The 25,863-nt window shown below is 58.5% G+C and carries 21 protein-coding genes and 1 pseudogene; 14 read left to right on the forward strand and 8 right to left on the reverse strand.

Going from position 1 to position 25,863, the window contains the following annotated elements; genetic code table 11:
• Positions 1-3 precede the first annotated feature (3 nt).
• Positions 4-993 carry an ABC transporter permease gene (locus LVY75_02575; GenBank protein ID XAZ20869.1) on the forward strand — a complete coding sequence of 330 codons (990 nt, stop codon included), beginning with the start codon at positions 4-6 and terminating at the stop codon, positions 991-993.
• 114 nt (positions 994-1,107) lie between these two features.
• Entirely contained in the window at positions 1,108-1,578 is a 471-nt protein-coding gene (locus tag LVY75_02580; protein XAZ20870.1) for an AraC family transcriptional regulator, read from the forward strand.
• 67 nt (positions 1,579-1,645) lie between these two features.
• Here LVY75_02580 and LVY75_02585 read toward each other — a convergent pair whose 3' ends face one another.
• Both LVY75_02585 and LVY75_02590 read right to left on the reverse strand, forming a co-directional pair.
• On the reverse strand, positions 1,646-3,925 hold the full coding sequence (locus LVY75_02585; protein XAZ20871.1) for a PAS domain-containing protein: 2,280 nt from the start codon (positions 3,923-3,925) through the stop codon (positions 1,646-1,648).
• A 60-nt stretch (positions 3,926-3,985) separates the two neighbouring features.
• On the reverse strand, positions 3,986-4,636 hold the full coding sequence (locus LVY75_02590) for a response regulator transcription factor (GenBank protein XAZ20872.1): 651 nt from the start codon (positions 4,634-4,636) through the stop codon (positions 3,986-3,988).
• A gap of 869 nt (positions 4,637-5,505) precedes the next feature.
• Between LVY75_02590 and LVY75_02595 the strand changes: the two genes are divergently transcribed.
• Both LVY75_02595 and LVY75_02600 read left to right on the forward strand, forming a co-directional pair.
• Positions 5,506-6,153, forward strand: coding sequence for a response regulator (locus LVY75_02595; protein ID XAZ20873.1), 648 nt, complete (start codon positions 5,506-5,508; stop codon positions 6,151-6,153).
• 51 nt (positions 6,154-6,204) lie between these two features.
• Positions 6,205-6,591 carry a response regulator gene (locus tag LVY75_02600; protein ID XAZ20874.1) on the forward strand — a complete coding sequence of 129 codons (387 nt, stop codon included), beginning with the start codon at positions 6,205-6,207 and terminating at the stop codon, positions 6,589-6,591.
• Positions 6,592-6,636: 45 nt separating this feature from the next.
• Here LVY75_02600 and LVY75_02605 read toward each other — a convergent pair whose 3' ends face one another.
• Positions 6,637-8,172: a PAS domain-containing protein gene (locus LVY75_02605; GenBank protein ID XAZ20875.1), complete on the reverse strand. Its 1,536-nt coding sequence runs from the start codon at positions 8,170-8,172 to the stop codon at positions 6,637-6,639.
• Positions 8,173-8,480: 308 nt separating this feature from the next.
• Between LVY75_02605 and LVY75_02610 the strand changes: the two genes are divergently transcribed.
• The 3 genes from LVY75_02610 (at position 8,481) to LVY75_02620 (ending at position 11,196) form a co-directional block, all read left to right on the forward strand.
• Positions 8,481-9,227 carry an SDR family oxidoreductase gene (locus LVY75_02610; GenBank protein XAZ20876.1) on the forward strand — a complete coding sequence of 249 codons (747 nt, stop codon included), beginning with the start codon at positions 8,481-8,483 and terminating at the stop codon, positions 9,225-9,227.
• Between the two features lie 458 nt (positions 9,228-9,685).
• Positions 9,686-10,465, forward strand: coding sequence for an alpha/beta hydrolase (locus LVY75_02615; GenBank protein ID XAZ20877.1), 780 nt, complete (start codon positions 9,686-9,688; stop codon positions 10,463-10,465).
• A gap of 290 nt (positions 10,466-10,755) precedes the next feature.
• Positions 10,756-11,196 (forward strand): hypothetical protein, encoded by a 441-nt coding sequence (locus LVY75_02620; GenBank protein XAZ20878.1) that lies wholly within the window; start codon positions 10,756-10,758, stop codon positions 11,194-11,196.
• A gap of 80 nt (positions 11,197-11,276) precedes the next feature.
• On the opposite strand, the gene LVY75_02625 is transcribed toward LVY75_02620, so the two are convergent.
• Positions 11,277-12,032, reverse strand: coding sequence for an NmrA family NAD(P)-binding protein (locus LVY75_02625; GenBank protein XAZ20879.1), 756 nt, complete (start codon positions 12,030-12,032; stop codon positions 11,277-11,279).
• A gap of 628 nt (positions 12,033-12,660) precedes the next feature.
• Between LVY75_02625 and LVY75_02630 the strand changes: the two genes are divergently transcribed.
• Positions 12,661-13,299 carry a response regulator gene (locus tag LVY75_02630; protein XAZ20880.1) on the forward strand — a complete coding sequence of 213 codons (639 nt, stop codon included), beginning with the start codon at positions 12,661-12,663 and terminating at the stop codon, positions 13,297-13,299.
• 440 nt (positions 13,300-13,739) lie between these two features.
• Entirely contained in the window at positions 13,740-14,501 is a 762-nt protein-coding gene (locus tag LVY75_02635; protein ID XAZ20881.1) for an SDR family oxidoreductase, read from the forward strand.
• A 142-nt stretch (positions 14,502-14,643) separates the two neighbouring features.
• Here LVY75_02635 and LVY75_02640 read toward each other — a convergent pair whose 3' ends face one another.
• On the reverse strand, positions 14,644-15,480 hold the full coding sequence (locus tag LVY75_02640; GenBank protein ID XAZ20882.1) for an alpha/beta hydrolase: 837 nt from the start codon (positions 15,478-15,480) through the stop codon (positions 14,644-14,646).
• 505 nt (positions 15,481-15,985) lie between these two features.
• On the opposite strand from LVY75_02640, the gene LVY75_02645 reads away from it, so the two are divergent.
• Complete coding sequence (locus tag LVY75_02645; protein XAZ20883.1) at positions 15,986-16,711, forward strand: winged helix-turn-helix domain-containing protein; 726 nt, start codon at positions 15,986-15,988, stop codon at positions 16,709-16,711.
• 23 nt (positions 16,712-16,734) lie between these two features.
• Here the strand turns inward: LVY75_02645 and LVY75_02650 are convergent, their stop codons facing one another.
• Positions 16,735-17,916, reverse strand: coding sequence for an adenylate/guanylate cyclase domain-containing protein (locus LVY75_02650; GenBank protein XAZ20884.1), 1,182 nt, complete (start codon positions 17,914-17,916; stop codon positions 16,735-16,737).
• A gap of 470 nt (positions 17,917-18,386) precedes the next feature.
• On the opposite strand from LVY75_02650, the gene LVY75_02655 reads away from it, so the two are divergent.
• The 3 genes from LVY75_02655 to LVY75_02665 all read left to right on the forward strand — a co-directional run bounded on the left by LVY75_02655 (position 18,387) and on the right by LVY75_02665 (position 21,464).
• Entirely contained in the window at positions 18,387-19,871 is a 1,485-nt protein-coding gene (locus LVY75_02655) for a mechanosensitive ion channel (protein XAZ20885.1), read from the forward strand.
• A gap of 10 nt (positions 19,872-19,881) precedes the next feature.
• Positions 19,882-20,778 carry a LysR family transcriptional regulator gene (locus LVY75_02660; GenBank protein ID XAZ21297.1) on the forward strand — a complete coding sequence of 299 codons (897 nt, stop codon included), beginning with the start codon at positions 19,882-19,884 and terminating at the stop codon, positions 20,776-20,778.
• Between the two features lie 206 nt (positions 20,779-20,984).
• Positions 20,985-21,464, forward strand: coding sequence for a carboxymuconolactone decarboxylase family protein (locus LVY75_02665; GenBank protein XAZ20886.1), 480 nt, complete (start codon positions 20,985-20,987; stop codon positions 21,462-21,464).
• Between the two features lie 140 nt (positions 21,465-21,604).
• Here LVY75_02665 and LVY75_02670 read toward each other — a convergent pair.
• Positions 21,605-22,290 (reverse strand): annotated as a pseudogene (locus LVY75_02670) (MgtC/SapB family protein).
• Positions 22,291-22,395: 105 nt separating this feature from the next.
• Positions 22,396-23,328: a LysR substrate-binding domain-containing protein gene (locus LVY75_02675; GenBank protein XAZ20887.1), complete on the reverse strand. Its 933-nt coding sequence runs from the start codon at positions 23,326-23,328 to the stop codon at positions 22,396-22,398.
• Positions 23,329-23,517: 189 nt separating this feature from the next.
• On the opposite strand from LVY75_02675, the gene katG reads away from it, so the two are divergent.
• Positions 23,518-25,701: a catalase/peroxidase HPI gene (gene katG, locus LVY75_02680; protein ID XAZ20888.1), complete on the forward strand. Its 2,184-nt coding sequence runs from the start codon at positions 23,518-23,520 to the stop codon at positions 25,699-25,701.
• The last annotated feature ends 162 nt before the right edge of the window (positions 25,702-25,863 follow it).

Raw genomic sequence — 25,863 nt, forward strand, 5'->3', positions numbered from 1 at the left:
GATATGCTGGTCTACTTTATAAGGCGCCTATCGGGTCTCGTGGTCGTTCTCTTGGCAATGAGCTTTGCCGTGTTCTGCCTGCAAAGCATCATTCCGGCAGATCCCGCGCGCGCTATCGCCGGACCGCTCACGCCGCTTTCGAGTGTGAACGCTCTTCGCCAGCAACTCGGCCTCGATGATCCAATTATCGTCCAGTATGGCCGGTTTCTCTCGCGGCTCGCTGAAGGTGATCTCGGGACGTCGACCAGAACCCGTCAGCCCGTGGCCGCTGATATAAGAGAATATCTGCCCGCTTCACTCGAACTGTCACTAGCGGCTCTCTGCATCGGCCTTGTACTGGCAGCTGTCATTGCGGTGATGCCCCGTATCCTGGGCGGCTCTGGAGGGTTGAGATTCCTCTTAATCGCGGCCGGCTCGGTTCCGACGTTCATGTCGGCCTTGCTTTTGGTCTATTTTCTCTGGTTCCGTCTTGGCTGGTTGCCGGGTTCGGGCCGGATGAGCAAGGACGATATAGGCGGCCCGACTGGCTTCAACATGATCGACGCGCTTATCGGCGGCCGGGGCGACCTCAGCCTGGATGCCGCCAGACATCTGCTCCTGCCGGCCCTGGCTCTGGCGCTGCCGATTGCCGTGGCGGTGGGACGAAGCCTCGACAGTGCGCTGCGCGAAGTGATGCAGCAGCCCTACATCGGAACTGCACGGGGAAAGGGTCTTCGGGAGGCGGTGGTCGTCTTGCGCCATGGTCTTCGCAACGCTGCATCTCCGGCATTAGCGATGGTTGGTCTGCAGATCCGGCTTCTGTTCGGCAACCTGCTGATCGTCGAACTCGTGTTCGGGTGGCCGGGCCTTGGGCTTTATATGGTTCAGTCCCTGAGCAGTGCCGATCTTCCAGCAGTCCTCGGAGTCACGGTTGTTCTCGGAACTTTCTACATCCTCGTAAACATTGTCGTCGAAATTTTGCAGACGCTCGCCGATCCGCGGATCGAGCTGTAGCATTCTTGAAACCTATCCCTCCGGCCTAGTTCGCTAGTCCTCAACCCTATGGATTTCCGGGGCGATCAGAGTTCATCTGGATATGGCGATCCCGCTGTTGCATGGGGCGGTCTGATGGATGACGAGATCAGGTTGAAGGAAGGCGTTTTGGCGGTGCCGCGTTGCGGCGGTTCCTCCGAGCCCCGTGATCGGTCGCAGGTCTCAGAGACAAATGTCCGCCGCAGGACCGGGCTCAGCAACTGGCAGGTCAAACGCGTCACTGACTATGTCGATGCGAGACTGGAAGGGCCGGTTCGTGTCGAAGATCTGGCGGCTGCGGCAAAGCTCAGCCCTGGCCATTTCCGCCGCGCCTTTTCGATCAGCTTCGGCATGTCACCTTATGCTTTTGTCATGCAGCAGCGGATCGAACGTGCCCGGACGTTGCTGCTCGCCTCCGAGCATGAAATGGGTGATATCGCCTTTGCTTGCGGCTTGTCGGATCATGCGCATTTCAGCCGGTTGTTCCGGCGTTTCGTCGGAACGACACCCAGCCAATGGCGCCAAGATCTGGCGGCGCAAAGCGCCGCTCAAGATGGTGCCAGTTAAGCCGGATTACTCCCCCGCCACGATCAACTGATGGCGAGAGCCAGCGGGGTGCGTTTGTCGCCGCTAGTCATGCCGACAGGGCCTCGAGTTCTTTGACTGACGGCCTGATGTGGATTTCGCGCGGCGCCGGCTTGGCGAGAAGGTCGCGCACCGGCAGGCTGAATGTGATCGATGCACCGCCGCGAAGCCCATTCTCGGCCCACAGTCGTCCGCCATGGGATTCGATGATGGATCGGCAAATCGCAAGGCCCATGCCCATCCCATCCTGCTTCGTCGTGTAGAACGCCTCGAAAATCTTCTCGGTGTCGCTGATCCCGGTGCCCAGGTCGCTCACTTCCACTTCGACGGTGTCGCCGTCCCGCAATCTGGACTCGATCTTTAGTGTACGGGCTCTGGGCTCGATATCGTGCATCGCTTCGATGCCGTTGCGGATGAGGTTGAGGATCACCTGTTCCATTTGCACATGGTCCGCGCTGGTGGAAGGCAGATAAGGATCGAGATTGACATCGAGCTTCACCTTGTTGGAGGCGAGCCTGTCGGCGATCAGTTCGCAGGCATCGTTGATCAGATTGTTCAGATCGACTGCGGTTCTGGGGTAGGCGGTCTTACCGAACAGTGCCCTGATGCGGCTGACCACTTCGGCGGCCGCATCGGCATCGCGCACAATCCAGTCGGCGGACCGCAGGGCGCGTTCGAGATTCGGCGGTTCCGCGCTCAGCCAACGGCGGAATGCATTCGCATTGGCCACCACCGCCTGCAGCGGTTGATTGAGTTCATGTGCAATCGAGACGGAAAGTTCCGACATGCTGGCGGCGCGCAACGCCCTTGCCAATCTCTCGTCGGATTGGCGCAGTGCCTCCTGCGCACGGACCTCGTCGTCGATGTCGAGATTGACGCCGTACCAGCGAATGATCTTGCCATTCTCGTCGCGCAGGGGTTCGACGCGTGAATCCATCCATCGATACTGCCCGTCCTTATGGCGAAGCCGGCCCTTGTGATTGATGGGCTGACCCGTTGCAATGGCATGTCTGAACGCCTCCGTCACTGCGGCGCGATCCTCGGGATGGACAAGTTCTGCTTCGGCAGCGACCTCTTCCGTCGTCCTCGAATGAATATCGCCTTCGTTGAGCCCGGCCCATTCGGAGAAGCGCTTGTTGAGATAGCAGGGAAGTCCTTCGGGGGTCATGAGCCAGATCAGAGACGGTACCGTATCGACGATGAGGCGCAGTTCCGCCTCCCGCTGGCGCGCTGCTTCATGCGCTTCCATCTCGTCATGGATGTCGAGGCAGACGCCGTACCACTGAATGATCTGGCCATCGGCATCGCGAAGCGGCTCGGCTTTCCCGTCGATCCAGCGATAGACGCCATCGCAGCGCCGCTGCCGATATTTCAGGGCGAAGCGTTCGCCGGTTTTGAAAGCCCGTGAAAGGCTCTCCTGAAACAGCGTCTGGTCTTCGGGGTGGATAGTGTCGATGATCGCTGTCGCGAACCTCCTTGTATCCACGGGATCATTGCCCTGCAGCGAAATCCCGGTCCAGTGCATAAGGGGCTTGTTGATATAGGAGGTTTCGCCGGCCGGGCTGGCGCACCAGATGAGAGCCGGGACTGTGTCGATCATCTGCTGCAGCTGCTCCCGGCTTTCCCGCAGAGCAGCTTCCGCCTTTCGCTGATCGTCGATATCGACCGATGTCGCGAACCACGCCGTAATGTGGCCGTGTTCGTCACGCGAGGCGATGGCGGAATCGCGAAGCCATCGGTAGGTCCCGTCGGCGCGTCGCACACGCTGCTCTTCGAAGATCGGCTCGCCTGTCCTGAGGCTGTGTTCCCATCGCTGCTTGCATCCCTCGACATCGTCGGGATGCACGAAGAGGCTCCACCATGAATGATTGTCTAGCTTGGCGATCCTGCTCATCTCCTCCGCAGTCACGCCGACAAAGTCGAGCGCCTTCGGATTCAGGAAGCGCAGGCGGCCGTCAGGATAGGCCGACCAGCCAAAGCCCGGAATGTCTTCGATATTGGGCTGGATATTCTTGTAAACGCGGTCGAACAGGCTCTGCGGCTTGAAGACGTTGATGAAAAACCAGAGCGCAGTGGCCGAGCAGGCGAACATGACGACCCGCACGGGTTCATCATCGCCGAAATTGGCGGGGGAGAGAATGATGGTCGCCGTCAACAAACAGCCGATGAGCAGCACGGCCAGACCTGTGCGCCAGCTTGTATAGAGCCAGATGGCGACCATTGCGACGAGAATGCCGGAGGTGTCTGCGAAAAGCCCTGCCAGCAGGATGCCGCTGCCGCCAATAGCCATGGCCGTGACGATCCGTTCTTTTGACGATGTCAACTGCATGGGAGTCCTCTTTGCTTTGCTGTCGGTGTCTTTTCCCCGACCTGACGCTGGTGGATAATTTCAGCCATCGTTCATCCGGACATGCGACGGCAGCGCCTGCCAGACATTGAAAAGCTGCGCCACCGAACTGACCTGCATCTTTTTCATCATATTGCTGCGGTGAAGCTTCACCGTAAATTCGCTGATCCCGAGGGAGAAGGCTATCTGTTTGTTGACTTCGCCGGATACGACCAGCTTCAGAACCTGGCGTTCGCGTACAGTGAGGGTTTCAAAAAGGGAAACGTATCGATCGGCTGCAGACAAGGCGTTCCTGCGGCTGATATCTGTTGCGATGGCGCTGGACACGGCATCGAGAAAGGTCTGGTCCCGTACGGGTTTGGTCAGGAAATCCTGCGCGCCGGCCTTCATTGCCTGCACGCTCATTGCAATGTCCCCGTGTGCCGTCAGAAAAAGCACGGGTGTGGTGACGCCATTGCGGGTCAAATGATGCTGCAGGTCCAGACCGCTAATGCCGGGCATACGAACATCCAGGACGACGCAACTCGGGCGGTCGGGCAGCTTCGCTTCGAGAAATTCTCGGCCCGATAAAAATGTCATTGCGTCGATGCCGACCGAATTCAGCAGGTTCTCCAGAGCCGCGCAAACGGTCTCATCGTCATCAACCAAAATCGCGACCGGACTTTTCGACCCCTTGGAGGTGGCCACCCCCATGCATGATCCTCCAACTGCCAGCAGACATGCCGCTTCCCCGAACTGCGTGAGAATACCGTCATCGACGAGAAAATTGAAGGAGGGGGCAACTAAACCAAGTATATATTGCGGAGCACATTTTTATATGTCTGGGTTCTTGCGGCCCAGCATGATGCTATGCAGAGATACGCCCGGCTTCGGCTAGCGGGACGCAACCTTGAACGCCGTCGGCCGATGCTCGATTGGCATGGCGAGCGTTTCGCCATTCACGATAAAATATGCGACGTTCGGTTCGGCTTGCGACGACGAGGATGTCGCGAGCGGCACATAGATTTTTGCGGACGCCTTGGGCGCCGATGTGGCCCCATAGCCGAGGTATGCAAGTATTGCGATTATCAGACCGCCGATGATCAGGAGCGGAAGCCTGGGCGTCTCGAGAGGCCTGTATCGAGAGCTTGGGTCATATCTCATCACAACCGCCTTTGATCGATCTTGGTCGTGATCAGCTTACAGGCGGCTAGCGGGCTAAGCAGTTATACGAAGGTGTGCGACGGGGGCAACGAAGGTGTGCCTTGCGATGGTTCTGCGCGGGTGCATCCGCGCGGCTTACCTGACGCAATGAGCGGACTACCTGTTTGCAATAATGAGGGAATTTGACCGACTTGCCGATCGATCTCGCGGCCGAACCTAGACCCTTGGCGTATTTTGGCAAAGGGGGCCGCATGGTAGTATTGTTGCCACATGACCACGTCGCCAGTTGCAATTTCGGCGTGGCCCTCAGCTGACGGGAACCCCTTCATGAACGCGGCAGAATGGAGCAGTGTCATGCTTCATCGCTGTACGGCGGTAGCGGGGCTCTGCAAAGCAGTCGTTTGGAGGCGCGGAAAGCCATGATGATCGATCAAGTCAGCACGAGCGACGAGCCGGTTGTCTGTATCGTCGACGACGAAGGCCCTGTCAGGGCTTCTCTCGTGGACCTTTTCGAGTCGGTGGCGATGAAGGCTATCGCATTCGAGAGCGCTTCGGATTTTCTGGAGCGCTGCGATATGAGGCAGGCAGGCTGCATTCTCCTCGACGTGCGGATGCCCGGCATCAGTGGCCTGGACTTTCAGGACCAGCTCGCCGCTGCCGGCAACACCATGCCCATTATCTTCATGTCAGGTCACGGAAGTGTTCCGCTGACCGTAAAGGCAATGAAGGCAGGAGCAACGGATTTCCTGATCAAGCCGTTTGCAGGCAGCGCCGTGATCGCCGCCGTCGGCGAAGCAATCAGGCGAGATGCCGAGAACCGGAAAGAGGCTGCTATTCGCGCCCAGTTGCAAATTTGCGAGGCCAGGCTTACTCCGCGCGAGCGGGAAGTCTTGCATTATGTCGCAGCCGGATTGATGAACAAGCAGATTGCACATGAAATGCAGATCAGCGAAATCATGGTGAAACTGCACCGGGGACGAATGATGAAAAAGATGCAGGCCGGCTCCCTCGCGGAGCTCGTTCGCAAATTTGACATGTTGAAACCGGATCTCAAACTGTATCAGTAACCTGCGTGGCGCCTGGCTCATTGCCCGAAAAAGAAGAATTGTACTTACGCAATGGCAAGTTCCCCCAACAAGACAGTCGCCGTCATTGATGACCATCGCTATCTCAGGGAATCCCTCAAGGATTTGCTCGAGGCGGCCGGTTATGAATGCGAGCTCTATGAGTCAGCCGAGACATTCCTGAGCGAAAAAGGCTATTCGCTTGCTGATTGCATTCTTGCCGATGTCAGAATGCCGGGAATGTCAGGCGTAGAGATGCTCCAGGCATTAGGCAGACTGCCATCCCATCCGCCTGTCATCATCATGACGGCACACGGGGACAAGGAGGTCGAAGCCGCCGTCTCTCAGGCAGGTGCTGTTGCCTTTCTCAAGAAACCCGTCAATGCCGATTTGCTGATGTCGTGGCTGGAGCGCGCGATCAGGGATTATCGCGGAGGCTAAAATACCCTGCAGAAGTGCGCAGGTCCTGCATTCGGAATTGCGTTGTCACGCGTGAGCGGCCTGTTCCATCTCAAACGGCAGGGTAAAAACGAACTTCGCTCCGTGTGGATCGGCCTGCTCCACGCTCAACCGTCCACCGTGAGATTCGATGATGGAGCGGCTGATCGCCAGCCCCATTCCCATCCCCTGTCCTTTCGTCGTGAAAAAGGGTTCGAATATTCTATCGGGGAATTCGACGCCCGGGCCGCGATCGCTGATCTCGATCTGCACTGCATCCATGGCGCGGCAGGCGCGAATGCGCAGGACGCGGTCGTTGCCGGCAGAATCCATGGCCTCCAGGCCGTTGCGGATCAGATTGATCAGGACCTGTTGAACCTGAACCCGATCGAAGGCGATCGGCGGAAGGTCTCGCTCGAACTCGAGATCCATGCGCACGCGCCGCCGCATCGCCTCCTCGGCCATGAGGTCGCGCGCTTCTCTGACCACGCTATCGAGTGCGGTATAATCTCTCGATGTTTCCGAGCGTTTGAATAAAGCACGGATGCGGCCGACGACTTCGACGGCGGAATGAGCGCTTGCCGAGATACGTTCGACCGCTTTCTGCGCCCGTTCTATATTGGGTGGTTCCGCTGAGAGCCAGCGCTGGCCGACATCCGAGCTTGATATGACGGCCGCGAGAGGCTGGCTGATCTCATGAGCGATCGAAGCGGAAAGCTCGGCCAGGCTTGCTGCCTGGCTTGCACGCGCAAGGTTCAGCTGGGCAAGGCTCAAGGCCTCCTGCACGCGAACCTGATCCTCGACATCGATCGACAGGCCGTACCATTCCACGACTGCGCCGTTCTTATCGCGAAGGGGCTCGAAGCGGCCTTCCGTCCAATGGAACGTACCGTCCGGCCCGCGCCGTCTGTATCGCATCATGAAAGCCTCGCCAGCCTGGATGCAATGCCTGATCCTGCGCTTCACTTCCGGCCCATCCTCGGGATGGAGAAGCTCCTGCGCTGCCCGTGCAAACTCCTCGAAATTTGCTTTGAAAAGTCCGAGTTCCTGCATGTAGCGTCTGCTGACATAGGAGAGCTCTCCCGCAGGCGTCCAACTGCAGATGTGTACCGGCAAGGCATCGATGAGCCGTTGAAGATGCCGTTCACTTCGCTGCAGCGCCTCTTCGGCGTGGACCTGATCGTCGATATCATGGCAAAGGCCATACCACTGGCTGATGCGCCCATGCCGGTCATGTATCGAATCCGCGCGGCTCGACATCCAGTGATAGACGCCATCATGGCGGCGCAGGCGGTATCGCGTGGAAAAGCTTTTGCCGGTGGCGAAGCAATATCGGAGCGCATCCCTGAAGCCCGCGGCATCATCGGGATGGATCGCCATCTCGATCATTGCTTCGAGCCGGCTCATGCCTGGCTTTTGGATATCGGCGATATCCCGGCCGAGGTAATCGATCATCTGCTTGTTAAAAAAGATTGGCTCGCCGTCTGCCGTTAGCCGCCAGATGTGAGATGGCACCCTATCGACGAGTTCGGCAAGCGCCCGTTCTCGTTTGCGCAATGCCCTGGCGCTCCGGCTGACGATCATCCCCCGCTCCCGGCGACACATTCGCGTCTCAACAGGCTGAAATGCCCTGCACAGGATTTATCCCACGATACAGTGGAAGACGGAAGCAATTCATACGCGAACGTATCTTGGCATCAGATCGCTTCGATCCGCCCAATGGTTGTCCCGTCGATGACGAGTGGGCGCTCTCATCTGCAGCCGGGTTTCAAGACAGATGACCGCCCGCGCTGTTCATTTGTCTATTCTGGGCACAGTTCCTTGTCCTTGCGCACGGCTAATGGAGACCGATGCGACAGCTTATTTCCTGGGTCTCAACAAGGAGAATTAGGATGCTAGATCTAAAGGATAAAGTGGCTGTCATCACCGGCGGCAATAGCGGGATTGGCAAGGCGACGGCGCTCCTTTTCGCCAAGGAGGGAGCGAAAGTCGTCATCACCGGACGTCGTCAGGATGTTATTGACGACGCGGTTCGCGAGATTGGCCATGGAGCGATCGGAATTTGTGGCGATGTTGCCAGCATCGATTTCCATCGCCGGCTCGCGACTGAGGTTACGGAGCGCTTTGGCGTAGTCGATATCTATATGGCCAATGCCGGCATTATCAATCTCGCGGCGTCAGAGGCGGTCAGTGAGGCCGAATACGACCAGCACTTTGCGGTCAATACGCGCGGCGTCTTCTTCGGTGTTCAGACCATCGCTCCGCATATGCGCGATGGCGGAAATATTATCGTCACGAGTTCTCTGGCCGGGACAAAGGTTCTGCCGAACCACACTGTCTATGCCGGCACCAAGGCTGCGCTCGCCGCATTTGCCCGCAATTGGGCGATTGAATTCAAATCGCGCCGGATCCGTGTCAACATTCTTAGCCCCGGTCCGGTCGAAACCGAGATCCTGGGAAAACTCGGCGTCAGTGAAAGCAACCGTCCGCAATTCGAGCAGCAGATGGCTGACCTGATACCGGCAGGACGTCTCGGGCGCCCCGAAGAACTGGCTCAGGCCGCGCTCTTCCTCGCTTCGGCTGGTACCTTCGTGAACGGAATCGAACTTCACGTCGATGGAGGCATGTGCGTGGCCTGACACTGGCGCGTGAGATTTCGTGTGGCCGGATCGCGTGCCGGCCGCGCGAGCGTTCGCTCGGATTAGTGCCATTACGCCTGCGGCCCGCGGTGGAGGACAACGTGCGCTCCGACGCAAAATCAGACATTGGTTGGATTTATCGAACGAGGGCTGTATGGCCGACGCGGTCAGGATCGGGCCTCACAACGCCGGTAGCCCCCAGGCAAACCGGTTTTGAGGGCGACCCGTGGGCGACTCTTCAGTCGTTACCGCACGAAAAGCCCTAGAACGGAGGTTTGGATTGCTGCGGAGCGCGGCCAATACAATGATAGCGCCGCTCACGTCGGCTATCGCAGCGCCCGGTGGCATCCGAAACATTCTCCCATCCATTTGCTCGCGATTAGTTGAACAAAAAAGACTCGACACCTGAATAATTGCGCCATATTAAATTGTGCACAATCAAAAAGAGGAAGCCACTTATGCATAAAATCCTGAAATCCGTATTCGCACTCGGCGCACTGGCAGCTCTTGCCGTCCCTGCTGCCGCTGAATCTGCAAAGCCGACCGTGGTACTCGTGCACGGCGCATTTGCCGATGCTTCGAGCTGGAACGATGTTATCGCTCGCCTCGAAAAGGACGGTTATCCGGTTGTCGCGGTCGCCAATCCGCTGCGTAGTGTGAAGTCGGATGGTGATTATGTCGGTCGTGTCGTCGCAGGGATAAAGACGCCGGTGGTTCTCGTCGGTCATTCCTATGGCGGTTCGGTCATCAGCGAGGCCGCAACAGAGGCGAAAAATGTCGAGGCACTGGTCTATGTCGCTGCCTTCGCCCCCGAGAAGGGCGAGTCTGCTGCCGACCTCTCGGGCAAGTTCCCAGGCAGCACCCTGGCACCGACGCTTGCCGAGCCCGTTGCATTGGAAAATGGCGGAAAGGATCTGTATATCCAGCAGGACAAGTTTCATGAGCAGTTCGCTGCTGATGTGCAGGCAAAGACCGCAAAGCTGATGGCAGCAACCCAGCGTCCGATCACCGAGGCGGCCTTGACCGAGGCAGCCCCCGGCGCGGCGTGGCAGACCATTCCGTCCTGGTTCATCTACGGCGACGCGGACAAGAACATTCCCGCCAAGGCTCTTGGCTGGATGGCTGAGCGTGCCCATTCCAAGGAAACCGTCGTCGTGAAGGGTGCATCCCACGTCGTAATGGTTTCTCATCCTGACAAGGTTGCGAAGATCATCGAAGACGCGGCTTCCGCCAAGTAAGGCTCAATCTTCGAGTTGTTCCCGAATGGGCTCCGTCCTCGTTGGCGGAGCCCAAATGCTATTGCGGTAGGGGCGCAGCTCTAAACAATCTGAAATTGTGCATCGCCGGCAGATGATGATGAATGGCCTTTTTCTGCAAGCTGATTGCCAGCAGGTAGTTTCTCGCCTGTCTCAAGAGGTCGTCGGCTGCGTTCCAGTCGCTTTCGCGTTCGGCTCCCCAACCTTGGTTTGGGAGGTAAGCCTCAGGTTTGGATGGTAATTTTGAGGCCCGCTTATCCAAGGAGGTTGCGATGCAGGTCACGAAATTCATTGTCTACGCGATGGTCGGCTTCAACATATTGCTTGCCGGCTGGCTGGCGCTGTACATGCTCTACGATCCCGAAAGCTGGTATTACTTTATCCCCGGCGTCACCGATACAGGGATGTACAACCAGCATTTCATTCGCGATATCGGCATCATCCAGGGCTTCATAGCGCTTGCATTTGCCTTTGGGGCCTGGAAGCCTGGCCGGCGGGTCGAGATGTGGGCCGGGGCGACCCTCTGGCTCATCGCCCATGCAACGTTTCATCTTTGGGAAGTCGCTGTCGGCATCTGCTCTTCGTCGGTGATCCTGCGCGACTTCCCGGCGGTGAGCCTGCCCGCGATCTTCGGGATCATTGCAACACTTTGGGCAATTCAGCAGGCCACAGCCTCCGCGAGCCGGCAAGGCGTTGCAGGCATTCGGGCGTAGTGCGATTGCTCAAGCCATAAAAGAGGAGGCGCTTTGCGGCGCCTCCTCTTTCGTCTGCGACGGTAGCATCTGCGTAAGCACTAAGCCGCCATCATCGATCGGGAAAGCCAGTCGTGGAACGTCACGGTTCCGGCAAGCGCATCGGCTCTTGGAAGGAGTGTCGTTTCGGCAAGTTCGACACCGAAGAACGGCGCTGTCGGATCGATCGCAATCGAGCGTGGATCTTCCGTCGCCGTCAGGATCTCGCGCGCCAGTTGGTCCAGTTGTACAGGGTCCGGGCCGGCGATCTCGATGATGTCATTGCGGGGCGTGCCTATCATGATCCTTGATATCAAGGTCGAAGCCTCGTCCGCCGCAATCGGTCTGACCAGAGAGGGTGGCAGCCGGAAACCATTCCCATCGGCTGCCAAATCGATGATGCCGTTGAAGAATTCGAAGAACTGGGCGGACCTGACAATGGTATGAGGTAGCCCAGAGGCCCTTATGAGATTCTCCTGCACCATCTTTGCGCGGAAATAGTCGTTTTCCACCAGCCGGTCCGTGGCGACCACGGACAGGGCAAGATAGTGCCCGATGCCAGCATCCTTCGCTGCCGCCAGCAGATTTTTGCCTGCCTGCTTGAAGAAGCCGAGCGCGTTTGAATCACCGAATGATCCATAATTGGTGACATCGATCAGCACGTCCGCGTCGGCAAGCGCCGCCCTCAGCCCTTGGCCGGTATAGGCGTCGACGCCGGTACTGGTCGACACCCCACTGACGGTTTGACCCGCTCGTTCCAATTCGCGAACGATCTTGGATCCCATCATCCCGCTCGCACCAACAACCAAAATCTTCATCTCACGCCCTCGGGATAGTGACCGACATGCTGAAAGGATAGCCGTTTCCGGGGGCGGATCGATAAAACGAAGTTTTGGGTTGACCGGAAGCAGGGGCGACGGGTGTTCGCTCGAACCTCATGTTCCAGCGATTAATGTCATTTACCCAGCGTAAGATCCGAACCCGAACCAAGGTTTGGCAAACCAATGTTAGGGATGCCTGGCATGGCATCGGCCAGTATCTGAGTATCTGTGAGCCGTGTTAACCGGGCACGATGGGGATGATGAACGCAGGGCTTTTTCCGGTTTCTTCCTGCGGCCAACGAAATGGCAGCCGAGCGTCCAACCCATCCGGCTTATGTCGTCGAGCAGGCAAGACCGGCAGCGTTTACTGCCGGTTTTGTTCCACTTTGATGACGACGCATGCCCGTAGCGGGCGATGGTAAACCAAGGTGTATCGTCCGCCGGCGCATATCCTATGCTATCGATTGGCGTCTCATTGAGCAGGCTCGCATCATGCCGGCCGGCTGTAGCCTGTTTTGATCTGGCGGCTGGCATGTTTGGTGACTGAGAGCCGACAAAGGGTAAAGCAGAGGGATACGGGCGCATTCAAGGGTCGGAATCTCTCAGATGCCAGAGAGGTAATTCGATGCAAAACGCTCAGGTGAAAACGGACAAGAGCGCCGAGCCGGTCGTTTACGTCATCGACGATGACGCGGAGATGCGCAGTGCCCTCGTGGATCTTTTTACGGTCACGAACAAGCGCACATCAGCTTTCCCAAACGGTCTGGAATTTCTCAAATGGGCCGATGTCAATGCGCCAGGCTGCATCGTCGTCGACATGCGAATGCCAGGGGGCTCGGGGCTTGATCTTCAAAGCCAGCTTCTGGCGCTCGGCAGCAAACTGCCGCTCATATTCCTCACGGCCCACGCGGATGTTCCGACCAGTGTAAGGGCAATGAAGGCGGGCGCGACCGATTTCATCACGAAACCCTTCATCAACCAGGTTCTTCTCGACGCCGTGGATCACGCCATTAGGATAGATGACGAACGCCGCAAGTCGAATGAAGAGTTGAAACGCGTCCAGGCGCTTGCCGACAGCCTGACACCCAGGGAGCAGGAGGTCATGCATGCGGTGGCGAGCGGTTTGATGAACAAGCAGGTCGCCTATCAGCTTGGTATCAGCGAAATGACGGTCAAGCTTCACCGCATGAGCCTCATGCGCAAGATGCAGTGCCGCTCTCTGGCGGACCTCGTGCGCAAGGTCGAACAGCTTCAGCGGGGTTAATGCCTGAGCCGTTCCGCGCCCGAAGCAATCGAACTCCGGAAAGACTGGCTTGCCTCGATCTCTGTGTAAACTGGCGATGGCCGCTTGGCCGCTGCCCGTCTGGCCGGGTATTCCCGGCTGAGTTTCTGGTCGGTTACATGGGTTGCAGTCCGATCCCCAACGTATGTTTGGGTATGCGTCCAACCACAATCGCTTAGGCTTAGGTCCTGGCAGCCGGCTCAAGGCTGCCGTCTCTTCCACAGGAATCCAGGACCGAACCGATGACGCAACCCATTCATTCTACGGAGAGATCGTCAGAGCCTCTCACCATGCTCGCGGGGTTGTGGCTGCTGGCGCAGCGCCCGGTCCGGACAAAGTCGGTCTGACCTGACTACCGCCCCGCCTCGCTTGCGCAGCGGGAGGTTCATTCAACTCTTTGGTACAGCAAAAAGGAGCAGATTATGAAAATCGTCGTTATCGGCGGAACCGGCTTGATCGGTTCGAAGCTCGTCAAGCGCCTCCAGGCCAAGGGCCACGAGACTATTGCCGCCTCTCCCGCATCCGGCGTCAATACGATTACCGGCGAGGGGCTTGCCGACGTTCTCAAGGGAGCACAGGTCGTGGTCGACCTCTCCAACTCCCCGTCCTTCGAAGACAAGGCCGTGATGGAATTCTTCCAGACCGCGGGTCGCAACATTGCGTCCGCCGAAGCGGCTGCAGGCGTGAAGCATCATGTTGCACTGTCCGTCGTCGGCACGGAACGCCTTCCGGAGAGCGGATACATGCGCGCCAAGCTTGCCCAGGAGAAGATCATCAAGGAATCCGGGATTCCTTATTCCCTGGTTCACTCGACGCAGTTTTTCGAATTCATGTTCGGCATCGCTCAATCCGGCGTGCAGGGCGACAAGGTTCACCTTTCACCGGCGATGATGCAGCCGATCTTCTCGGACGATGTTGCCGACGCGCTCGTCGATGTCGTTCTCGGTAATCCGCTGAATGCCACCGTCGAAATCGCTGGTCCGGAACCGATCAAGATTGCGGATGCCGTCACCCGCTATATGCGGCAGATCGGCGACAAGCGCGAAGTGGTTGCCGATGATCAGACCCGTTATTTCGGTGCTCTGCTGAATGAAGGCTCCCTTATGCCCGGCAATCAGGTACGGATCGGCAAGACGCGGTACTCCGAATGGGTCAAGACGGCTACCCCACCTCCGGGTCACTGACCGGGCATCAAAATCTGCGTTGAAATAATCAAAGCCCCGGAAGGGGCTTTGATCGTTTTGGGTGGTGCATTGCGATCGACAGTTCCCGAAGCTCATCGCAATGCTATTCGAAAAAGGGGCGCCTCAGCAGCGCCCCAAATCATCAGGCCTTGAAGAAGCTGAGCAGATCGGCATTGACGATGTCTGCATGCGTCGTCGCCATGCCATGGGGCAGGCCCTTGTAAATCTTCAGGGTCGCGTTCTTCAGCAACTTTGCGGAGAGCGGTGCGGAATCGGCGACAGGGACGATCTGGTCATCGTCGCCGTGCATGACGAGGACGGGCACCTCGATCGATTTCAGGTCTTCGGTAAAGTCCGTTTCCGAGAACGCCTTGATGCCGTCGTAATGGGCCTTTGCTCCACCGGCCATGCCCTGCCGCCACCAATTCTGGACGATTGGCTGCGAGACTTGAGCACCTGGGCGATTGAAGCCGTAGAACGGGCCGCTGGCCAGGTCGATGTAAAACTGCGACCTGTTGGCTGCCAGTGCTGTGCGAAGGCCGTCAAAGACCTCGATCGGCAGGCCGCCCGGATTGGCCGCCGTCTTGACCATAATCGGCGGGACGGCCCCGATGAGAACGAGCTTGGCGACGCGCCCCTTGCCGTGACGTGCAACATAGTGGGTTGCTTCGCCGCCGCCCGTCGAATGGCCGACGTGGATTGCGTTGCGGAGGTCGAGATGCTGAACAACGGCCGCAGCGTCGGCGGCATAATGGTCCATGTCGTGACCGTCGCTGACCTGGGTCGAGCGGCCGTGTCCGCGGCGGTCATGCGCAATGACGCGATAACCCTTGCCGAGGAAGAAAAGCATCTGGTTGTCCCAGTCATCAGCGCTCAGCGGCCAGCCGTGGTGGAAGACGATCGGCTGAGCGTCCTTCGGACCCCAGTCCTTATAGAAGATCTGGACGCCGTCTTTGGTCGTGACGTATTCGGTGCTCATGGTGTGTTCTTCCTTTGCGTTCTTTGGCTCATCAGCCATTGCGGATGCAGAAAATCTCAAGGTTGCGGCAGCGACTGCAAATGTAATCGCCCCCGCCATCGTATCTCGGCGCGTTGGCCGAAAGTGTTGCGGATCCATATAGTTCTCCTTGTTTTGAGATGCTTGGTAGGTGCCGCGAACTGGTTGCTTTGGGAGGAGTAGTGTCGCCGAACCAAGCTTGGAGAAGCTATATTTTATGGGGATTGTGAGAAGCTATACTTCCGTTTCATCAATGGCCATTCGGACGCCCGAATGTCAGCCTTGGGCATCAAGGGATCTGAAGAGCGGCGATTCAGGAACACCGTAAACCCGCAGATTTTCGGGCGAAACCCAAACGGACGTTTGATCGTCCGACAGGCGCGCTTCGACTATGAGCGGAGAGGGGCGCCATTGAAGACAACTCATCGCAAGTCATTGTCATATTCGGCTGGGCTGTGCTCCATTCCCGTGCCGGACGGAGAAGCCCATGCAGCATGTTCTCGTTGCCGATAGCGATCACTCTGCGCGCAGTCTCATCCGTGATTTTCTCATGCAACAGTCGTTTCGCGTTACTGCCGTCAGCGCTGGCGATGAATTGCAAAGTGCGCTTTCCAGGGACGTGATCGATGCGTTCGTCATCGATCTCAACCTTAAGGGAGAGGACGCCCTCGAGATCGTGCAGCAATTGGCAACACTCTCGGCGGCGCCTGTCATCATCACCAGTGCCGACCGCACCGAGGAAGCCGACAAGGTCTTGGGATTTGAGCTTGGCGCAAGCGATTACATCACCAAACCATTCGGTCTGCGAGAGTTCCTGGCACGACTGAAGGCGGCGATGAGGGTGAGGTCCGCACCCGATGCCGGGCGGGAGCGACGTACTTACATGTTTGGCGACTGGATGCTCTCCATGCGTCAGCGAATACTTACGCGGCCGGGCGTTGGCGAGACGCAACTGACCGCCGCCGAATTCAATCTTTTGGTCGCGTTCCTGAACGCACCGAAACAAGTCCTGTCCCGTGAGCGGCTGCTTGCGGCAAGTCGCGTCCATTCGGAAGAGGTCTTCGATCGAAGTATCGACGCGCTGGTTCTGCGCCTGCGACGCAAACTGGAAACGGAGCCGTCAAAACCAAGCCTGATCAAGACGGCGCGTGGAACCGGCTATATTCTGGATTGCAATGTGATGGTGGATGAGGGGCTGCGCCTCAAACGATAGGTCCTGATCTTTACCGACGGGCGTCAGCCTCCGACCGGGGGAAGGCGAAGAGCGTGAACCTCGACCGGTTCTTCGAAACCTCTGAGGTTGTAGAAACCCAGGCATTCCGTCTGGTCCGAACATCCTGCCATTCGAACGAAATCGGCCGACATCAGGGCCGGGCGCTGTAGTTCTTTCGTCAAGGCTTCAAGGCGGGAGGCGATATTCACGGCGGGGCCGATCACGGTGAAATCCAGCCTCTTTTTCGAGCCGATATTGCCGTACATCACCTCTCCGAGATGAATGCCCGTGCCGTAGCGGACTTCGTATCCGAATGCCGCTCCCTGGAAGCGTTTGATCGCCTCTTGCGCCTCGATGACAGCCCGAAGGAGACCGGTGCAGGCATCGGCCTTCTCCAGGGGAAAGACGGCCAGCAATCCATCCCCCATGAACTTGAGGATTTCTCCGCCGTGTCTTTCGATCGGATCGGCGATGGCATCGAAATACTGATTCAGAATGGAAATAACCTCATCGCGTGGCCGGCGATTGGAGAGTTTGGTGAAATTTCTGAGATCGCAGATCATGATGGCGGCATTCACCGACGTCCCGCTACCGCGCGTCGTCGCTCCATCCAGGATCTGTTCCCCGGCATGCGGGCCGACATAGGTCTGCAGAAGTGTCAGCGCCAGTTGGTTCTTGAGGCGAATTTCGCTGACCAGTGAAAACAGCGGAAGGATCTCGCGGAAGAGTGCCATTTCCTCATCGGTAAATCCGCCCGGTTCGCTCGTCGAAAACGTCGCAAGGTGTCGTTTGCCCTGGGTATGGTCGATCGGCCAGGCGATGTAATCGGTGTGGCCCTCCTGCTTCAGCTCTTCGAAGACGGAAAATTGATGCGGCCCGTGGATCTGGAGCCGCTGGTGGATCTCGACGCCGCTTCTGATGACGGCACGAAACGGACTTCTGAGGAAAGCGTCGGTCGCCTCGACATCGTAACCGATCGTCGTGATATCCGCTTCGCGGTGATTCTTGACCCAAACGACTCGCGTTCCGAGCCACTGGGGATGATGAACGCGAAGATGGAGGCTGGCGCGGCTGAGAGCAACGCCGCAGGAAGCAAGACGGTCGCAGAGTTGCAGAAATATGGGCTCGATCTGCAACTCGTCTCTAACGCCTGAAATCAGCCAGTTCGCGAGGGAATGACGGTTGGCACTGTCGAGATTATGCATTTTTCGTCTCGTTAACCGCGGACTCTATGTTTGGCCAGAAGCACGGCGCTCCGACCCGGCATTGTGCTCAACGCGATGGCTCTTTTTGCGGTGCAAGCGGCCAGCATATCAGGTTTGGTGTCAAGCCCACTCTTGTTTTAATAGTCAGATGGGCTGACGGGCGACTATGCTATGCGCCGAGGACTTATTGCCAAAGGCCCGATCATGCTTCGCCTTTATGACAGCGGATTTTACGAAAGCGCGTTGAAAGTCCGGATTCTGCTAAACGGCGGGAATGACCGCCCGAACTCAGAGGCGTCGATCTTGAGGCGGGTTCCAAGATGCCTTTAGCCGTTTTTCTGAGAACCTGCCGTCGGCCATAGACCGACAGGAGCGAGTTCAAAACCTATCTTTCCCGATCAGCCTGTCTCTGCCCGCAAGCGACGGCTGGTGCTGTATTCCCTTGTGATTTTTGCCGATGAGAAAACCGGATGCCGCAGGAAATCGCTTCGTTCGTCGTCTTGCTGAATGTCCTGGGCATAGCAGGCATAGTCGTATGGCATCTGCAGGGACGGTCCCGGCCATACGCGCGCCTGATCGTGCAGATCGCCTTCTTTACCGCGATGACGATTGTTCTTCTGCTGGCAGGGATTGTCCCGTTTCGCTTCGACCCACCGCATCTGGAAAGCATGAGTGCGCTCTTTGTCTCTGCGAAGATATTCTGGTGGGTGCATCTCTCATGGGCCGTCATCGGCTTTCTGCGCATCTACATCGTACTGGATGGGAGGCCACGGGAGGCGAGGCTCATTCAGGACCTTTTGATCGCGGTCGTTTATCTCGGTGTCGCCTTGTCGGTCATGGCTTTCGTCTTTGGCGTTCCGATCGGGACGTTGCTGGCGACATCAGGCGTCATTGCCGTCATCCTTGGTCTTGCCTTGCAGAATACGCTGGGGGACGTGTTCTCCGGGATCGCGCTGACCCTGGGGCGCCCCTATGTCATCGGCGATTGGATCTTGCTCAGCGACGGCACGGAAGGACGGATCGTTGCCAGCAACTGGCGCTCGACGCATCTGCTGACAGCCGCTCACAATATCGTCGTCTTGCCGAACAGCGTGCTTGCCAAGCTTGGGCTGACCAATATCAGCAGGCCAGATGAAAATCATCAGATTACGCTGTCGATCCGGATTGTGCCGACACGCATGCCGCACGTCATCCGCGGCGTCATGCAAACGGTGCTGGATAGCTGCAACTCCATCATCAAGGATCCGCCGCCGGCCGTTTCACTTGTCGGCATCGACGCCAGTGCGGTTGATGTGGAACTGTATTTTCAAGTCACCAGTCCACTGAAGCGAGGTGTCGCCCGCAGTGAGGTCATCGACCTCGTATACCGACACTGCAAGTCCAGCGGACTTCAGCTTGCGATGCCGCTCAGCAAGGTCATCACGGCGACTGAGGTCATTGCACAGAATGCATCGGCCTCCAGCACGGGCCCGGCGCAAAGCCTCATCGAAGCGATCCCCATTTTCTCGGTGCTTACAGAGGAGGAGACAACAGCGCTCGCGGCATCCGCGACCAGGCGCATTTTTTCTCCCGGTGATGAGATCGCAAAAGAAGGCGATTCTCTTGCCAGCCTGATGATCATCCGGGCCGGGATCGTTTCGATGAGAAGAGACGGCGAGGAGGCGGCGCGCCTGGCGCCCGGCGATTTTTTTGGCGAAGGTGGCTTCCTTGCCGGAATTGGCGAGAGCCATGCGCTTCAGGCGGTAACACGGGTGACCGTTTATGAAATCAGCAAGGAAGCTTTTGCACCACTTCTGGGCGGTCGCCCCGAGCTCGCGGAGGATCTTGCAGCAAATCTCGCCTATCGGGAGGCGTTGAGCGGGAACATGGGCAATCATGCCATGCAGCATGATCGCCGGCGGTCCTACCTGCTGCAAGCCATTCGATCGGTATTCCGCAATCATGCACATGGGTGACCATCGCGCCGTGGGCAGTTTGCTAGGTGAGGCAGCGGGATTGGTAGCGTTTGTCCGAACCGTCGAAACCGGATCCTTCAGTGCGGCGGCGCGCAGCCTGCGGACAACGCCGTCGGGCGTATCGAAAAGCGTTTCCCGGCTGGAAAGCCTGCTCGGGCTCAAGCTCTTTCGTCGCTCGACACGTCTCCTTACGCTGACACCGGATGGAGAAACATTCTTCGGAAACATTGCGCCACTTCTCCGGCAGATCGAGGAATCTTCGGATGTCTTTCAAGCGGATCGCGGCGCGACCGGTCATTTGCGTGTGAGCCTGCCAAGCGAGCTTGCGAGGCTTCTCATGCCGCCCATCTTCACACGCTTCCTGCCGCGGCATCCCGGCATAACGCTCGATCTCGGGACGACGGATCGGCATGTGGACCTGATCCGCGAAAACTACGACATCGCGTTTCGCGTCGGTAAGGTCACGGGAAGCGACTTGATGATGCGCACGCTGGTGCATCTGGAGATGGTACTGGTCGCATCGCCTGCGTTTATCGAGACTTGGGGACAGGTGAGTTCGGTGGAGAGGTTGCGTGAAATACCCTTCGCGCGCTACGCGATCGACGGCCGTACATATCCCGTTCGCTTTGGCGATGGCTCGACGATGATGCCCACAGGAGAGGTGGACCTCGACACAGCGACAGCGATCCGGATCGCGGCCTTGAGCGGTGTGGGCGTCGCTTATCTGATGAAATGCATCGTTCAGGAGGAGCTGGATAGAGGGGAATTGATCCAGCTTCTGCCCGAGCTCGAACTGGAGATGATGCCGTTCCAGGCTGTCCACGCTTTTGGCAGGATGCCGACTTACCGCCTGCGGCTCTTTTCGGATTTCATCGAGACCGAAATGCGTAAGCACGCACCCCAATAAGCACGGTCGTGCGATCAATGCAGATCCGGCAGCCAGGCCCGAAATCTCGGACAGGGTTGGGTTGCCCAACAAGGCCGCTCATACCGTTGGGTCTATCCCCAACCGATGGTTAGCTACCGTTTTTCCTCGCGCTTGGTACTCATTCCGTGACCGCCTGCCTCGGCGGTCTGTTCCCCAAATGAACGATTTTGAAGGACGAGGATGACATGACGCAAAGACTGAATTACGCCCAGCTTTCACCAGAGCTCGTCAAAAAGCTCTCCGCCTTCAGCATGGAATTGAAGGAGAGCTCCATCGAGCAGACGACCAGGGATCTGGTCGAAATCCGCGCGTCCCAGATCAATGGCTGCAGCTTCTGCGTGGACATGCATTCCAAGGAAGCAAAGATCCATGGCGAACGTGAACTCCGTCTCTATCACGTCGCCGCCTGGCGTGAATCGACGCTGTTCAGCCCGCGCGAGCGCGCCGCCCTTGCGTGGACGGAAGCGGTCACCAAGCTTTCCGACACCGGCGTTCCGGACGAGCTTTATGAGAAGGTCCGCGGCCAGCTTTCCGAGAAGGAAGTATCCGACCTGACCTTCCAGATCATGGCCATCAACGCATGGAACCGGATCAGCATCGCGGTCAAGGCTGTTCCGGGCACCGCGGACAAGCTTTACGGCCTGGACAAGGCCGGTTTGCAATAAAAACGACGACCGATATTGCGGCCGCATGGGAATGCGGCTGCGACGACTCTATTTCGGCTTCTTTAGTCACAAAGAGCCGACAATATTGCGGCATAGTGCGTTGCGTGGAGGCCATGCCGGTGCTGCCTAAAGCTGGTTCTTCATGTCGCTGTCGTGCGATACTCGAACCGGGTCACACGGAAGCTTTTTTCCAATGATGCAGCAACTTGATCCGCGCTTGGAACACCGCCGACGGACTTCCACCGGATCTCGTAAATCAGTTGGCGATGCCCGCCCTCGATATCCCTCAGCCCCGTGAAGATCGCCTCGGAAAGTTCAGGAGTTGCCGCCTTCACGTCGGGAAATCCTGAAACGTTTTCCAGTCTGATCGATACGGTGCCCTTCTGGTTGCCTGATATCCATCGGTCCACATGCTTCAGCGGGGAAAGGATGAGGACGGCAAGGATGGTGACGACGGCGCCCACGGCGATCTGACCGCCGCCGAAACACAGGCCAATTGCCGTTATCAGCCACAAGGTCGCCGCGGTGGTGACACCGGTTGCGATGTCGCCGCGTCGAAGGATTGCGCCTCCGCCGATGAAGCCCACGCCGGTGAGGACGCCGAGTGGGAATCGCAGGATATCCATCGATCCGTTTGCGCTTTGGCTCGTTGCAAGGAGGATATTTGCCTGGATCATCGAAAGGCAGGCGGCAAGACCAACGAGAATGGTGGTGCGCAATCCGGCGGCATGTCCGCCTCGCTCCCTGTCGAGGCCGATAAATGCGCCAGCGACGGTGGTTGCTGCCGACGAAGTGCGATATCCGTCCAGTTCGGCGTTATGGGCATCAGGTCGATGAGATCCAATTCAGCCGCTCCCGTGCTCTATTTCCGAAGGTTTCAAGCGTGGGAAGCTAGAGCGCGGCCGGGGGCGGGCCAGTGGAGCAGCGGAAATCAGCCTTTGACACCGGCTCGTGCCGGATCGACACGCTGATGTAGGCTCGCGGCCGAGTGACGAATGACCTCTGAAATCTGCAGCAGTTGTTTGACCAGGGGCGTCGAATTGCGCCAGATGATGCCGATCGTTCTCAACGGCTGAGGCGTGCGAAATCGGGAAATGGAGACATCCGCCGAGCGTGTCTCCACGGGCACGGCCATTTCTGGGATCAGGGTGACGCCGATGCCGGCGCTGACCATCTGTACGAGCGTCGAGAGCGAGCTGCCCTCCATAATCTCCCGGGGGCGGGTCGATTCGATGCCGCAAAAGGACAAGGCCTGATCCCGGAAGCAATGTCCCTCTTCCAGGAGAAGCAGGCGCATTTCGCGCAAGGCCTCGGGTTCCGGCACCGGCTTGCCCTCGTCTTCGCGGTGGCGAACCAGCACGAACTCTTCCTCGAATAGTTTGATCTCGGTAAGCGACGGCTGGGACACCGGCAATGCGACGACAGCCAAGTCCAGCTCGCCTTGCGCCACTTCGTGAACTAGCCTGGTCGTCAAGGTTTCGCGCACCTGTATTTCGATATTGTCGAAGGTCCTGTTCAGATCGCTGATGATCGCCGGCAGCAAATAGGGGGCGATGGTCGGGATGATGCCGATTCTCAGCCGCGTCAGCAGTCTGTCCTGCGAGGCGCGGGCAAGATCTCCGAGCTCGTCGACAGCTCTCAGAATGTCGCGCACACGCATCGCAAAGAGCTGTCCGAAGGCGGTCAGCCTGACTTCACGCGCGCCGCGCTCGAAGAGATCTCCGCCGAGTTCTTCCTCCAGCTCCTTGATCTGCATCGACAAAGCGGGTTGCGAAATGGCGCAGGCATCGGCCGCATGCCGGAAGCGGCCATGGCGTGCCAGCGCTTCAAAATAACGAAGCTGTTTGAGCGTAAGGTTGGTCATAAGATGAACTTATCGCAGCTATCAGTAAATCCAACTTAAAATTATCACACGCTTCCGATAAAAGGGAGGGGAGGGAGGATGCATGCTAGCACGCTCAACCAGCAGCAAGGCGTCAAGCATGCAATCAGGCCCAATAGTTTAACGGACAGGCTGTCTCTGGATGGCTGCCTGGAGCAACAGGAGAAAACTATGGACCAGAAACCTGACAGCGCGGGCAAATGTCCCGTCGATCATTCGGGAGCAAGCGCCAGACGCAATCGCGACTGGTGGCCGAGCCAGCTCGACCTGCAGATGCTTCACCATCACTCCGGTCTTTCGGATCCGATGGGCAAGGATTTTGATTATGCCGAGGAGTTCAAGAAGCTCGATCTCGATGCGGTGAAGAAGGATCTTCACGCGCTGATGACCGACTCACAGGACTGGTGGCCGGCAGACTTCGGCCACTACGGCGGTCTCTTCATCCGCATGGCCTGGCACAGCGCCGGCACCTATCGCATCACCGACGGCCGCGGTGGCGCCGGTCAGGGTCAGCAGCGCTTTGCGCCGCTCAACTCCTGGCCTGATAACGTCAATCTCGACAAGGCCCGCCGCCTGCTCTGGCCGATCAAGCAGAAGTACGGCAACAGCATTTCCTGGGCCGACCTCTTGATCCTCACCGGCAACGTCGCGCTCGAATCCATGGGCTTCAAGACCTTTGGTTTTGCTGGCGGCCGTGCCGACGTCTGGGAGCCGGAAGAGCTCTACTGGGGTCCGGAAGGCACCTGGCTTGGCGACGAGCGCTACAGCGGCGAACGCGAGCTCGCGGAGCCACTCGGCGCCGTGCAGATGGGCCTGATCTACGTCAACCCGGAAGGGCCGAACGGCACGCCTGATCCACTCGCATCGGCTCGCGACATCCGCGAGACCTTCGCCCGCATGGCGATGAATGACGAAGAGACCGTGGCACTGATCGCCGGCGGTCATACCTTCGGCAAGACCCACGGCGCGGGTGACCCGTCGTTTGTCGGCGTCGATCCTGAAGGTGGCGAGCTCGAGGCGCAGGGCCTCGGCTGGGCGAGCAAGTTCAACAGCGGTGTCGGCCGCGATGCCATCGGCAGCGGGCTGGAAGTCACCTGGACGACGACCCCGACCAGGTGGAGCAATAATTTCTTCTGGAACCTGTTCGGTTATGAATGGGAATTGGAAAAAAGCCCGGGCGGCGCCCATCAGTGGGTCGCAAAGGGCGCCGGCGCCACCATTCCGGATGCCTTCGATTCTTCGAAGAAGCACCTGCCGCGAATGCTCACCTCCGACCTCGCGCTGCGCGTCGACCCGATCTACGAGGCGATCTCGCGCCGCTTCCTCGAAAACCCGGATCAGTTCGCAGACGCCTTTGCCCGCGCCTGGTTCAAGCTTACCCACCGCGATATGGGCCCGAAGGTTCGTTATCTCGGCAAGGAAGTTCCTGCAGAAAACCTGATCTGGCAGGACATCATCCCGGCCGTCGATCACGCGCTCATCGACGACAAGGACATTGCTGATCTGAAGGCCAAGGTCGTTGCGTCCGGCCTCTCCGTTCAGGAACTCGTCTCGACCGCATGGGCATCCGCTTCGAGCTTCCGCGGTTCCGACAAGCGTGGCGGCGCCAATGGCGCGCGCATCCGTCTTGCCCCGCAGAAGGACTGGGAAGTCAACGAGCCGGCACAGCTCGCCAAGGTTCTCGGCACCCTCGAAGGCATCCAGAAGGACTTCAATGCAGCTCAGACCAGCGGCAAGAAGGTCTCTTTCGCCGACCTGATCGTGCTCGCCGGTGCGGCCGGTGTCGAAAAGGCTGCCAAGGCAGGTGGCCAGGACATCGTCGTGCCGTTTACGCCCGGTCGCATGGATGCATCGCAGGAGCAGACCGATGCCGCTTCCTTCGCGGCTCTCGAACCGCGTGCCGACGGTTTCCGCAACTATGTGAACAGCAAGCGTCTGCAGTTCATGAAGCCGGAAGAAGCCCTTGTCGACCGCGCCCAGCTGCTGACGCTGACCGCGCCTGAAATGACGGTTCTCGTCGGCGGGCTGCGTGTGCTGACGGCCGGCAAGCCGGAACATGGTGTCTTCACCGCGCATCCGGAAGCGCTGACGAACGACTTCTTCGTCAACCTGCTCGATATGGGCACCGTTTGGGCACCGCTCGCCGGCAAGGACGGCGTTTATGAAGGCCGCGACCGCAAGACCAACGTGGTCAAGTGGACCGGTACCCGCATCGACCTGATCTTCGGCTCGCACTCGCAGCTGCGCGCGCTCGCTGAAGTCTATGGCCAGTCCGATGCCAAGGCGAAGTTCGTCAAGGACTTCGTTGCCGCATGGAACAAGGTCATGAACGCTGATCGCTTCGATCTCGTCTGATCATGAATCTACCCCGGACGCGGCGGTCGCCGCGTCCGGGGTAATGTGTGGGCAGTCTTCGCCCGCCGCGCGCTGCCTATTAGCCAGGTTTCCTTTCGACATTTCTTTGCCTTGACGGACCGCGCTGTGATTTCGCAGCCGCGTGCTCTCGGATCATGCTGT

Origin of the sequence: Sinorhizobium sp. B11 (genome assembly GCA_039725955.1) — a bacterium.
GTDB lineage: Bacteria > Pseudomonadota > Alphaproteobacteria > Rhizobiales > Rhizobiaceae > Rhizobium.